The organism is Microcoleus sp. F4-D5, from assembly GCF_036704885.1.
Lineage (GTDB): Bacteria > Cyanobacteriota > Cyanobacteriia > Cyanobacteriales > Microcoleaceae > Microcoleus.
The window spans coordinates 1-11717 of the sequence record NZ_JAUBSX010000070.1 but is presented as its reverse complement, the minus strand read 5'-3'; the positions used below and the strand labels follow the sequence as shown (position 1 = coordinate 11717).

The window sequence follows — 11717 nt, the reverse complement described above, 5'->3', positions numbered from 1 at the left end:
CTGACACAAATCTTTCCAGACTGGTGGGCAGATCGGATTGGGGTTTTATAGCTGGCGCTACCGGTAATTACTGGTAGGGCTGCCAAGAGGGTTTATACAGTCGATGCCGAACTCTTGTCGGTTTTTCGTCCGGCCCGGTCCGAGTAAGATGTACAGTCAGATGTGGCTAAACGCTGCCAAAGTGTTTGGTACAGTTCGTCAGACACAGGTGCTTTGAGCGATCGCCCAAGTCGATTTTTTTTCTGAGCTGCTTTGAGGCATTCTGCTTCCGGACAAAGGTAAGCGGAACGACCGAGGCCGCGATCTAATTGTACCTGATGACAAGGATAGAGCCTGACAACTCGCCAAAAAGCTTCCTTAGGAGCTATTTTTCTACAACTTGCACAGCACCGGTAGTTCGGTTTCATCGGAGTAGGAGGAGAGGGGGGAGTAGGGGACATATCCTGATTGTCTCCCGATCGGGAAAATCGTGTGAATCTCGCTGTTGTTAGACTGTGGCTTCGGTTTCCTCGGTGGCGGCTGCCTCCTCTTCCTCAAATTCTGCGGTTTCCTCGTCGCCGCTTTCGCCGGATGCTTCGTCTGCGTCGTAGTCGCCTGCTAGTTCTTCGAGCCTGGTTGCTTCTGCTGCCAGTTTGGTGTCTTCGGCGGCGCGATCGTACTTAGCAATATCTTTGATATCGATTTTCCAACCGGTTAGGCGGGCTGCGAGGCGGACGTTCTGACCTTCTTTGCCAATGGCAAGACTCAGTTGGTCTTCAGCGACCAAAATGTGAGCTCTCCTGCCTTCTGGAGCAACTAAACGCACTTCGTCTACTCTAGCGGGACTTAGAGCGTTGGCAATATAGGTTGCCGGGTCTGGAGACCAGCGGATCACGTCTATTTTTTCGCCCCGCAATTCGTTGACTACTACCTGAATCCGCGATCCCCGGGCTCCAATGCAGGCTCCTACGGGGTCTACGTCGCGATCGAGAGTATCAACTGCTATTTTAGTCCGGGGGCCGACGTGCCGGGAGGGCGGATTTGCCTCCCTGGCTACGGCGACAATCCTCACCACCCCGTCTTCTATTTCTGGTACTTCGTTAGCAAACAGGTAAACCACCAAACCTGCGTCGGCTCTAGAAACAAGTAACTGCGGCCCTCTAGTAGAACCTTCGCCTACCTTTTTGAGATAAACCTTGAATGTAGCGTTGGCGCGGTAATTGTCGTTGGGCAACTGTTCGCGCTTCGGGAGTTCGGCATCTACTTCTGGCTGACCGAAACTGCTGGTGACTGCTAAAATTACCGACTGCCTCTCAAACCTGAGCACTCTTGCTTGAAGAACGGTTTCTTCTAAATCTTTAAATTCTTCTTGAATCATTTTGCGCTGTTGGTCGCGCAGTTTTTGAGCCAGGACTTGTTTGGTCTGGATGGCAGCCATGCGACCAAATTCTTTTTGATTTGGTGTTACGTCTACGAGCACGATGCTGCCCGGTTGAGCTTCAGTGGCTACTTCTTGCACTTCGGAAAGTGAGATTTCGTGATCGGGATTGGCGACTTCTTCGACAATAGTTTTGTTGGCTAAAACGCGGAAACCTTCTTGTTCTGCGTCTAGTTCTACATCAAAGTTGTCGAAGTATTCTTCGCTGAAGTGGTCGAGTTTTTGGGTGCGGCGGTAGCGTTCGTATCCTTTGAGCAGGGCTTCACGCAAGGCTGCTTGGACGGCGTGTTTGGGTAAATTTCGCTCTTTGCTAATACCTTCGACCATTTCTTTTAGTCCGGGCAGGGGAACCATTGACATATAAAACACTCCTTTTTTGCTTGGGTAATAAGTAACTGGTAATTGGTAATTGCGGAGGGTAAGTGATGAGTGATGAGGAATTAGTTACAGAATTCAATTGGGTTAAATAGGCGTTATCACCTGTTTTTGTTTCACTTTAACCCGTAGTTATAGTTTTTTTAATTCCCAACTCGCGCACTCAAAATTCAAAACTTCCCTTTACCTCTCTTTACCTTCGTCTAGTTCAACTTTGACAATCTGAGGGCGGGGAATTTTAACCTGTCGCCCTTTTTGATTGAGATAAACCGCTGTTTCATCCCGGCTTACGAGTAGTCCTTTCCACTCTTTGATTCGCGAGTCAGGTTCGGTGGCTTTGACTGTCACGGGGAAACCTTTAAAGGTAATGAATTCTCGATCGCTGCTGAGCAATCGGGATATGCCGGGACTAGAAATCTCTAGCACGTAGGCGTCGGGTATGATGTCGGATGCGTCTAACTCGGCTTCGAGGGCTGTGCTCATCCGCTCGCAGTCGGCTAAACCGGTGTCTTGCTGGAGGTTGCGAATATCCACCCGCAAGACGGGAGGATTTTGGTTGGTGTGAAACACTGCTCCCACTACTTCCAATCCCAGTGTTTCCGCAACGGGGGTAGCTAAGTCAATGATTTGTGGGATTAGAGGATGAGTCATATCGAATACTTAAGTTAAAACTCCTGAACTCGGACACGGGCATGGAAAAATTTGGTGTTGAGATTGCTTGGCTTTGAGGTGGTTTTATTGGGTCGCTGCGACTTTTTTCTTCAACTTTGGGACTTTACGCAACATCCCTGCCGGGGCTATCACGGGGGGATTACCCCTACTAGAGCAGTCCTCAACTTGCAAGTCTGACGCCCTGAGTTCTTTTCCTGCGACTAATGCAACAAAAAAAGTGGGCTTGACCCACTCCTAGGTAAAACACTTTCTTCCAAGAAGTTTGAGGACTCCCTCCGATCGAAGGCAGGCCTCATTTCTCAGTTTAGCTCGATCGCCCGCCCAGTGACAAACCGATCGCGCGGGGGGAGTGTCTCAAGAGGTGGCTGGGGGAGTGGGGAGTGGGAGAGAGGGAGAAAGTTGGGAAAATCTTCCTTCTTGCTTCTTCCCTCAACATCCATCCGTTAAATTCATTACATAAATCAGTTAAATCCCGATTCACTGCGCGTTACCGAACTTCCCTCGAACCTCGAACTTGAAAATCCATCCGTTAAATCCGTTGCCGAACTTCCTTCAATATCGGTTAGCTTAACGCGGGGCTATTCGTTGCAGTTCTTTGGCTTGTTCTAAAATTTTCTCGAAGTCTTCTTCGCTCAACCGCTGAATGTAGTTGATTTTGAACTCTTCTAGGAAGTCGCACAGCAGCAGTTGTATTTCTTGCCAGGTTTGCTGCTGTTGCAGTTCTGCTCCCAAAGCTTGCCCAAAATGTTGAACTAGCTGGCTTGAGAGTTTGGTGCCGATGGGGTCTTCACTGGCGATTTTGAAGGCTTCGTAGGCATCTTGCGGGCCGAGTGTGACTAATTTGGATAGTTCTGCAACTAATTGCTCTGCTAGCTGTGCGGGCAGGTTTCCCAGTCCGGGTACTTGCTTCCATCCTTGATAAAGGGGGGATTGTTTGAGAAATAGTTCTATATTGTACCGCAGGAGGGCTTCTAGGTCTGGCTGGAGTTGGGGGAGGACTTTGTAAACGGTTACTTGGACTAGATGCGTGGCGATCGCTTCTATTTCATTGATATTGTTTATGTCTAGATAGCGCTGTTTTTGGGATTGAAATAGTTGACGGGCTAGTTCGCCTGTGGTAATTGATTGTTGCATCTGGTTGATGAGTTGAATTACTACTACTTCGGTCAATTCTTGGGCGAAGTTGGCGACGAAACCTCGGCTGAATTGGGTGCGTATGGGTTGGAGATCCGGCATGTTGGCTTGGTGCATGCGAATTGTGACGGGCAACACTCGCAACAACCGCCAGAACGGGAGGAACAGGAAGATGTCGTACCACCGCCAGAGCATGGCTGCTCGCCAAGTAACGCTGCGGTGGCGGCGGCTGATTAAGTAGGTGCGGGCTAGAAATTCGATCGCGAATATGGCAATAAATGGCAAGTCTATTTGCCAGAAATTGTCGGTAAATTCGCCGTTGTCTCCGATCTCGCGGTAATAGTTGGTGGCGATTAATGGCTTGATTTTGTTGTCAAACCACTTGATTTCTTGTTGCCAGCCTTGTTTGTTTAAATAGTCTTGGCTCCAGAATGTTTGGAATGATTGTTTGGCGGAGTCTTGGGGATTCGGGGCGCGATCGCGCATCCGGTCTTTGATTTTTTCAAGGGTGCCGCTTTTTGATGCTACTCGAAATGGATCTTCGTCGATCATTTTCGCGCTCAGATTGTTTATTTCCTGCAATTTTGCTGCTACTTGGGGAGAGGGCAAGCCTGTTTGCACTACTTGACTTTTTAATTCTTCTAAGGTTTCTAGATATTTCTGAGTGTCTCGGTGGGGTTTAATTCCTTTAAATGAGTCGTATACTTGGGCGATAACTGGGAGTTTCCGGAAGTAGAAATCTCGCCATGGGACATAACTTATGTCAAATAATACTAGGCTTAAATTTCCTAAGGCGACAAGTGCCATGAACCGCTCAAACCAGGGTACTTTTGGTGATTTTTTGCGGGAGTTGGAAGTTGGAGATGGCTGTAATTTTGGTGTCACTGGCAGTTCCTAATTAAGTTGACCGAGCGAAATAAATTTAACTGGTAATAGCTGAAGAAAGGAAGTATGAAAAAACGGGATAATTTGCTGTTTGGCTCGGATTGCGATCGAGCCAGCTAGTATCTATTTTAACGTGATTTTGTTGGGATTTTGGATTGTTGATTGGCGGGACTAGGTAAAAATTTATACTTGTAAAATATTAAGGTCGATTGAACTTGACGGAAGCAGCAGCTCCGGTTAGTGCTTCTCTGTAGCAATAAAATTATATCTCAGGTGGAATCCTAAGTTTTTTTTTCGGCGTTGCAAAGCTAACTAGGCGGAGAATAAATTACTATTTCTGTTTAATCTCCTGGCTGTTTGACCGCTAAATCAAATGTATTGCACCTATCGAAGTTTAAGGTTAGATTTGGACTTCGAGTTTGAGCTCAAACCCTCAAGAGAGTTATACTTGCTCAGGGGCAGTCTGGCGAGATCGCCTTCTCAGACGGCGAGGGTGGCTGCCGCCTCCGTAAAGTTCGGGGTCTCGCCTCAACAAAAACCAGCTCGCGATCGGACTCTTGAATAATATGAAACCCTGACTATAATTTTGTTCGCATTTTTTTAATATATGACATACTGCCTTAATCTCGATTGCCCAAGAGACAAGCGTCAGAACCCACCAGGCACAAAGTATTGTCTTAATTGTGGTTCAAAGCTGCTGCTAAAAGACCTTTATGCAGCAACTGAGCCGCTGCGCGACGGAGGATTTGGCAGGACTTTTCGAGCTGTTAATCATGGAAAATTTGAGGAATTGTGCGTGATCAAACAGTTGTCGCCCCCTCAAGAATTTCAGCGGAAACTCGGTCATTTTAAAAAGTATATTCGACTGTTTGAACAAGAGGCAAGGCGGCTTTACGAACTAAAACACCCGCAAATTCCTCAGTTAATTTCTTATTTCCAGGAAGATGGGCGATTGTATTTAGTGCAAGAGTTTATTGATGGAAATAATTTAAAAGATGAGTTAGAAAAGTACGGTGCTTATAGCGAAATCAAAACTAGGGAACTGCTATTAGATTTGTTGCCTTTGTTGAAGTTTATTCATGACAGAAATGTAATTCACCGCGATATTAAGCCTGAGAACGTGATCCGCAGATCTCGGGATCGCAAGTTGGTGCTGATAGATTTTGGAGTTTCCAAACAGGTAGTAACTGCTTCTCCTAGCCAAACGGGAACTAAGTTAGGAACTCCCGGTTATGCGGCTCTCGAACAGCGTCACGGTAAGGCTGTTCCTGCTAGCGACCTTTACAGTTTGGGGGTGACTTGCATTCGCTTGCTGACTTCTGTTATGCCTTATCTCGATATTTATGGGGACATTCACGATGACCTTTACGACCCGCTTGAAGGTCGCTGGCTTTGGAGGGAGGCTTTGCCGAAAGGAACAAAAATTAGCCAGGATTTAGGTCAGGTTTTGGATAAGTTGATTCAGGAATATGTTAAAGACCGCTACAAGTCTGCTGTGGAAGTTTTGGAGGCTTTAAAACCTCCTATTGTTGTGATTAGAGCGCCGAAAAAGTTGCAGCAGGCAACTGTTATTAGTTGTTCTGGACAGACTCAAATGTTGACTGAGACTCCGCTAATTTCTGTAAATTTAGAGTCGGAAAGAGGGATTGATTATTCTCAGTTGGAAAGGCTGCTTGCCGCTAAAAATTGGCGGGGTGCTGATGAGGAAACTTCGGCGAAAATGTTGGAGGCGATGCAGCAAATTTCACGGGGTTATTTGAGCGAGGAAGATATTAGGAAGTTTCCACCTAAGGATTTGCAGACTATCGATCGACTTTGGGTTCGGCACAGTCACCGCAGATTCGGTTTTTCTGTGCAAAAGGGTTTGTGGGTAAAGTCGGGGGGAAGGGCTGGTGTTTATGATGCTAAAGTTTGGGAGAAGTTTGGCGATCGAGTGGGTTGGCGGGTTAACAGCCAGTGGGTATACTATTCGGAGCTGAATTTTACTTCTAAGGCCAAGCCTGGACACTTGCCGGGGGGGACTGTTTTTGGGTGGGAAGGCGGGGTTTTATGCGGTGTTTTGGGTTTGGGTGGGGTCTGGTTTCTGCTGTCCCGGCGGGATTTGTAGAGTGAAGGTAGAAGGCAGAAGGCAGAATTTATTAGTCACGCTGCACCTCAACCCAAGTCGAAGTGTTAGTCATTAAATAGTTTTGAGGTGCGAATTAAAAAGTTAACAAGTTTTGAGTCTAATCAATAGGTTATCTAGAAAATAGGTAGAAAAAAAAGCTGAAAATAAGATATAATCGCAAACATTTTTTTTTGTGCTATGTTCTTAGAGAAGGGCAAGTTTACAAAGTCAAAAGCCAGTCCTCGGCCATGGCAAAGCATGGGGACTGGCTTTGGCTCCAATTTACCAAGGAAATATATCTATTATGTTGCAAGAAAAACGTCTCAAGCCGTGGACTGTAGTTCGCTCGCTTCCAAATGTGGAAAAGGTGGTTGTGGGTGAGTTTCGCAGTTGGTCTGATGCAGACGGTCACTTGAAAATTCTCAAGCGGATGGTTCCGGCGGATCGATTGACAGTTGTGTTCGATCCGGTAGTTCAAGCGTAATGTCGCTGCTAAATTGATCGGCGTGCGATCGCTCTTTGAGCTAAGCGATCGCCTGTTTTTATAAATAAAAAATGCGACCGCTAAAAGGGCGATCGCAAATTGAGTCATTGTCCTTAACTGCGGCGAATTTCAGTAATTTGGTCGGCAACATCCAAAATTCTTTGGGGCATGGATGGTCCGGTAAAAATCATATCCAAATGATGTGGCTTGCTGTCAATCAATCCCAGCACTTCTGCTTCGGGAATCAAGCCCAAATTAACAGCTAAACTCAATTCATCAAGAATAATTAGCGCATAACGACCTTCGCGCACCGCATTCTGAACGTACTGCCACAATTGTTGAATCGATCGCGTCTCAAGCTCATCTAAATCGGCATTATCAATGCAGCGTGGCAAATCGCACCGCACCCAATCTAAGTTTTGCCCCAGCCGCATTGGATGCTGGTGTCCTTGATTAATTCCTCCTTTGAGGAACTGCACCGCCAGCACCGGAGCCCCCTGTCCTGCAATTCGGAGCGCCTGAGCCATGACACTGGTAAAAAAGCAGCGGTGCGGGCCTGTAAAGACTTGCACCAGCCCTTCAACAGTGTAGGGCAAGCTGTGGGTTAAATTGAGTTTAGGGGTTTGTAACTGGGCAACCATAGGGCAATATCTAATCAGCAACTTAGTCTGAATGGCGGCTCTGACCTTGACAGGGATGGAGCCTGCTTAACAATATATAGTGTACGGGGCCGAGTGCACATCAGATCGAACGCTAGATATACAAGTTGTCAAAAGGTAGTGGCAGTGGCATTCGCAGTCGTTTGTGGGATTTTTGAACTCAATTACCACGCTTGGCAGAAACCGATTTTTTTACCAAAATCCGGCCGGGAGCGAGACAGTTATAGAGTTATAGGGTGAAAAACCAAGCTGGTGAGAGTCTTGCTGCGTCCAGGACTCTCAAGAAAAGGTACAGACATCGCGTAGAATTTGAATGTCGCGGCACTAGGAGCAGGTACTGTGAGATTGGTGATTCTGGGAGGGCCAGGAGCGGGAAAGGGAACTCAGGCACAGCAATTGTGCAGCAATTTGAGCATTCCTTTGCTGGCAGTAGGGGACATTCTCCGCGCGGAAATCGCAGGTGAAACAGACTTGGGCAAATTGGCGGTACCTTATGTGGAAAAAGGGGAGCTAGTTCCCGATGAAATTTTGATTCAATTTATCGGTCGGCGGTTGCTGCTGTGGGATGTATTTAATGGCTGGCTGTTGGAGGGATATCCGCGAACGGCGTTTCAGGCTGAGGAATTGGATTTTTTATTAGAGGGGTTGGCGCAGGAGCTAGATTGGGCAATTTGGCTGAAAGTGCCGATCGAAGTTTTGTTGAGTCGATCAATCGAGCGGGATCGATCGGACGATCATCCAGAAATTTTACAGCGCCGGCTCGATTTGTTCCACGAACGCACTATGCCGATCGTAGATTATTATCAGTATCGCAACAGGCTGTTAACTGTCAACGGCGACCAATCCCCCGAACAAGTCCAGCAGGATATTCTCAAATCGATCCAGGCTAACGGCAAATAGTCATACCATTTTAGATTTTAGATGTGAGATTTTAGATTGAATGGGTGCATATGTAACGAATCAAAAAAAGCCGGAAGATTAATTCCCAATTCCCCATTCCCCATTCCCAATTCCCCATTACCAATTCCCTAAATATTATGTCTTTCCAGCGTCCTGACGGCAGACAACCTCATCAACTTCGTCCGATTAGTTTCGATCGACAGTTTGCCAAATTTGCTAGCGGTTCTGTGATCGCAAAAAGTGGCGATACTCAGGTACTTTGCAGCGTGACAATCAACCCGGGAGTGCCGAGATTTCTGGAGAATACCGGACAAGGTTGGCTGACAGCGGAATACCGAATGTTGCCGGGATCTACGCCGCAGCGACAAGATCGGGAATTTATGAAATTATCGGGACGGACTCAAGAGATTCAGCGGTTGATTGGGCGCAGTTTGCGATCGTGCTTGGATATGCAACTATTGGGAGAACGGACGATTCTGGTGGATGCCGATGTTTTGCAAGCGGACGCTGGGACTCGCACGACTTCAATTACTGGCGGGTTTGTGGCTGTGGCTGATGCTTTGAACAAGTTGGTGCAAAAAGGTGATTTAGTGCGATCGCCCATTATTCGTCAAGTGGCGGCCGTGTCTGTGGGACTTTTGGAAGGAGAGCCATTTTTAGATTTGAATTATCTTGAAGATGTGGCGGCTGAAATTGATTGTAATGTGGTAATGAATGGAGATTTGAACATCATCGAAATTCAGGGAACTGCGGAAGCAGGAAGTTTTAGTCGGAGTCAGTTAAATCAAATTTTGGATGTGGCAGAAATCGGGATTCAGGAATTGCTGGAGGCTCAAAGGCAGGCTTTGGTTGAGTAGATACTGTATTGACCTGTCAAGGGGTTGTGGATAAAAAGTTTGGGTCAAAAGGCTTTTGGGATTTTGGCGTTGCTGAATTAGGGTATGATACGAGCAAAAATACGGGAGGGGAGTCGAAAATGATTTCCGGGATTTTGATGGGGAATTGGAACCTCTCCAAATTTTAGATAATGAATTAGTAATTTAATTGAATACCTTAGCATTTTTTCACACTTAGAATAACAAAGAGTTTTTCTTTTTAACCGAGCTTGCGTAATGTCTGAGTTTTGTATTTTCACCTTCAACTGCAAGTCATATAGGTTTTGCGGTGGGATCTGGTCTCCCTCCGGAATAAAATTTGGGTAAACTTTCCAGCCATCTGTTACATAAAAGTAGCATTCCCATTTACTAACTTCCGTCCATAGTGGTTCAAAAGTTTTGGCGCTATGGTCGCCTAAAACCTATCCTAAAATACTTGGCTTAAAATGGTCTACCGCTGTCCACAGACAGGTGCAAGTTTTTTTTGAACCCACAAATGTTTGTAATTCATCTAATTCTCCCACTTCGGGATTTGTTTCTGGTTCGTAAAAATCTGGTAAGAGTTTTCCGGCTTCTTTTACCCAATTAATGATTGTAGTATGATGTACATTTTTGACTCTTTCAATTGCTCGAAAACCCAGACCATTAACATACATTTTTAGACATTCACGCCGCACTTCTTTGGGATATCCTTTTTGAAGCTTATAATCATCTATAAATAGTCTTTTACATCGGACACAAATATAATTCTGCTTGCCTTTTTTATGACCATTTTTATTGATATGAGTAGAATTACATTCGGGGCATTTCATAATATTGCTTTTAAATGTGTGTTATTTTTGACGCTCGGAGGACAACTTCATCATACCATAGTTCAGCAACGCCCAAGTTATCAGCAAATAGCGAAGTGGTGGGAAATAGTTAGTTGTGCATTTTTGTTAATTAGCTTACAAACAAACCAGAGAAATAATCAAGTGACACGTGAGAGTGTGTTAGAGGAATCCCAGAGCTTAAATTGCGTTGAGCCACAGGGTATATCTCAAGAACCATTAAAATATAGTGAGCATGAGTGGTGGAATTTTAGTGGAGGATGGAAATCTACGTTAAATAATTTGCGACTGATAATTCAACCCTATGTCTTTTACAATTTCCTCAAGCCTTGGCTCTTGATTTTTGATATTCCTAGCTTAAAAGCCGGATTTATCGAACTATTAAATATGATGAATAATTTTCGTGGATCTACAACATTAGACTCTGGATCAAGTTGGTATGACGCTGTTTTATTTTATCCAGACTAATAAAAGTTCTATAAGCCGGTGTACTTGATAAATGTGGAATATGGTGTATGTTATGCCAAGGCAAAGTTGATGAAGTTATAAATTTATTTAAAGACTTTAAACGTCAAGCATTTAAAACGTTTTGCAATTATTTAGAACTCCATCGCTGCCGAATAGTAAATTACCAATACTACAATAAAAAATCCATAATTTCGATGGTTTGGGAACAGTTGAATCAACAATTAAACGCATTGGATTAAGGTTGAAAATATCGGGCGCCGGGTGGAATATTGAGAACATTTCCTAATTCCTTGCTCTTGGCTGTGCCGACGATCTCAACGGTCAACTTTCAATTTGATGTATTTGCCTTCATTGAGATGCACCCTGTTGAGATACTTGTGTGGGAGGACACCATAAAAAACTTTTCCTCCCCAGGATGCGGGTTAGTTCTCTGACTCCTGCCACATCCCGCCCGACTCAGCGTCAGCAGCGCCGCCACCATCAACGGTAGGTTCAGTATCCGGTCTCTCAACCCGAGTCGGCGGTAGTAATTTTTACCCGAAGGTAATGGCGGGTGTGACCAAGGCTTCGAGTTGGGCGGCGACCACTTCATCTTCCACCATCGGTCGCTGGCTCTTGTTAGTATGGTCTCTATTAGTTTTTCGGGTTCGGCTCATGAGGACTCACCGGGGCCTGATGACCCATCTAGTCTGAGTTTCACACGTTTGATATTGTAAAGCAAGTCCCTCAACAGGAGCGATGGCTCTTGTTAACTTGTCACCAATGGTGCGCCCAGGACTGTAATTGCTAATTGCTAATTTTGAATGAGTGCAGTATCTCACAAACAAAGGAGCATAACCCTGTTTTGTCACTCTGGCAGTATTATAATAAGGTAAAAATTCTAGAACCAAGACACAGAGTATGGTACAGCC

Annotated in this window: 11 protein-coding genes and 3 pseudogenes; 6 read left to right on the top strand and 8 right to left on the bottom strand. The window is 45.5% G+C overall.

Going from position 1 to position 11717, the window contains the following annotated elements:
* Positions 1 to 92 precede the first annotated feature (92 nt).
* From QUA80_RS25620 to QUA80_RS25600, 5 genes are all read right to left on the bottom strand, one after another.
* Positions 93 to 440 carry a YlxR family protein gene (locus QUA80_RS25620; protein WP_333427815.1) on the bottom strand — a complete coding sequence of 116 codons (348 nt, stop codon included), beginning with the start codon at positions 438 to 440 and terminating at the stop codon, positions 93 to 95.
* Between the two features lie 47 nt (positions 441 to 487).
* Positions 488 to 1777 (bottom strand): transcription termination factor NusA, encoded by a 1290-nt coding sequence (gene nusA, locus QUA80_RS25615; RefSeq protein ID WP_333427814.1) that lies wholly within the window; start codon positions 1775 to 1777, stop codon positions 488 to 490.
* 198 nt (positions 1778 to 1975) lie between these two features.
* The gene (rimP, locus tag QUA80_RS25610; protein ID WP_333427813.1) at positions 1976 to 2443 is read right to left on the bottom strand and encodes a ribosome maturation factor RimP; all 468 of its coding nucleotides are present in this window, start codon (positions 2441 to 2443) and stop codon (positions 1976 to 1978) included.
* Between the two features lie 325 nt (positions 2444 to 2768).
* On the bottom strand, positions 2769 to 2945 hold the full coding sequence (locus QUA80_RS25605; RefSeq protein ID WP_333427812.1) for a hypothetical protein: 177 nt from the start codon (positions 2943 to 2945) through the stop codon (positions 2769 to 2771).
* Positions 2946 to 3031: 86 nt separating this feature from the next.
* Positions 3032 to 4483 (bottom strand): hypothetical protein, encoded by a 1452-nt coding sequence (locus QUA80_RS25600; RefSeq protein WP_333427811.1) that lies wholly within the window; start codon positions 4481 to 4483, stop codon positions 3032 to 3034.
* Positions 4484 to 5090: 607 nt separating this feature from the next.
* Here QUA80_RS25600 and QUA80_RS25595 point away from each other — a divergent pair.
* Both QUA80_RS25595 and QUA80_RS25590 read left to right on the top strand, forming a co-directional pair.
* Positions 5091 to 6590 carry a GUN4 domain-containing protein gene (locus QUA80_RS25595; protein ID WP_333427810.1) on the top strand — a complete coding sequence of 500 codons (1500 nt, stop codon included), beginning with the start codon at positions 5091 to 5093 and terminating at the stop codon, positions 6588 to 6590.
* A gap of 304 nt (positions 6591 to 6894) precedes the next feature.
* On the top strand, positions 6895 to 7074 hold the full coding sequence (locus tag QUA80_RS25590) for a hypothetical protein (protein ID WP_332955199.1): 180 nt from the start codon (positions 6895 to 6897) through the stop codon (positions 7072 to 7074).
* 113 nt (positions 7075 to 7187) lie between these two features.
* Here QUA80_RS25590 and QUA80_RS25585 read toward each other — a convergent pair whose 3' ends face one another.
* The gene (locus QUA80_RS25585; RefSeq protein ID WP_333427809.1) at positions 7188 to 7715 is read right to left on the bottom strand and encodes a P-loop NTPase family protein; all 528 of its coding nucleotides are present in this window, start codon (positions 7713 to 7715) and stop codon (positions 7188 to 7190) included.
* Positions 7716 to 8072: 357 nt separating this feature from the next.
* On the opposite strand from QUA80_RS25585, the gene QUA80_RS25580 reads away from it, so the two are divergent.
* Both QUA80_RS25580 and rph read left to right on the top strand, forming a co-directional pair.
* Positions 8073 to 8633: a nucleoside monophosphate kinase gene (locus QUA80_RS25580; RefSeq protein WP_333427832.1), complete on the top strand. Its 561-nt coding sequence runs from the start codon at positions 8073 to 8075 to the stop codon at positions 8631 to 8633.
* 137 nt (positions 8634 to 8770) lie between these two features.
* Positions 8771 to 9490, top strand: coding sequence for a ribonuclease PH (gene rph, locus QUA80_RS25575; protein WP_333427808.1), 720 nt, complete (start codon positions 8771 to 8773; stop codon positions 9488 to 9490).
* A 77-nt stretch (positions 9491 to 9567) separates the two neighbouring features.
* Here the strand turns inward: rph and QUA80_RS25570 are convergent.
* Positions 9568 to 10320, bottom strand: a pseudogene (locus QUA80_RS25570) (IS1 family transposase).
* Between QUA80_RS25570 and QUA80_RS25565 the strand changes: the two are divergent.
* Positions 10291 to 10806 carry a hypothetical protein gene (locus tag QUA80_RS25565; protein ID WP_333427807.1) on the top strand — a complete coding sequence of 172 codons (516 nt, stop codon included), beginning with the start codon at positions 10291 to 10293 and terminating at the stop codon, positions 10804 to 10806. The pseudogene QUA80_RS25570 and the gene QUA80_RS25565 sit on opposite strands and share 30 nt — an antisense overlap.
* Positions 10807 to 10853: 47 nt before the next feature.
* Positions 10854 to 11092: pseudogene (locus tag QUA80_RS25560) on the top strand (ISKra4 family transposase); the annotation flags it as partial.
* Between the two features lie 65 nt (positions 11093 to 11157).
* On the opposite strand, the pseudogene QUA80_RS25555 reads toward QUA80_RS25560, so the two are convergent.
* Positions 11158 to 11408, bottom strand: a pseudogene (locus QUA80_RS25555) (IS4 family transposase); the annotation flags it as partial.
* Between the last annotated feature and the right edge of the window lie 309 nt (positions 11409 to 11717).

Coding starts and splice junctions, on each gene's coding strand:
- QUA80_RS25620 (WP_333427815.1), bottom strand. CDS start 440: ATGTCCCCTACTCCCCCCTCTCCTCCTACTCCGATGAAACCGAACTAC.
- nusA (WP_333427814.1), bottom strand. CDS start 1,777: ATGTCAATGGTTCCCCTGCCCGGACTAAAAGAAATGGTCGAAGGTATT.
- rimP (WP_333427813.1), bottom strand. CDS start 2,443: ATGACTCATCCTCTAATCCCACAAATCATTGACTTAGCTACCCCCGTT.
- QUA80_RS25595 (WP_333427810.1), top strand. CDS start 5,091: ATGACATACTGCCTTAATCTCGATTGCCCAAGAGACAAGCGTCAGAAC.
- QUA80_RS25590 (WP_332955199.1), top strand. CDS start 6,895: ATGTTGCAAGAAAAACGTCTCAAGCCGTGGACTGTAGTTCGCTCGCTT.
- QUA80_RS25585 (WP_333427809.1), bottom strand. CDS start 7,715: ATGGTTGCCCAGTTACAAACCCCTAAACTCAATTTAACCCACAGCTTG.
- rph (WP_333427808.1), top strand. CDS start 8,771: ATGTCTTTCCAGCGTCCTGACGGCAGACAACCTCATCAACTTCGTCCG.
- QUA80_RS25565 (WP_333427807.1), top strand. CDS start 10,291: ATGAGTAGAATTACATTCGGGGCATTTCATAATATTGCTTTTAAATGT.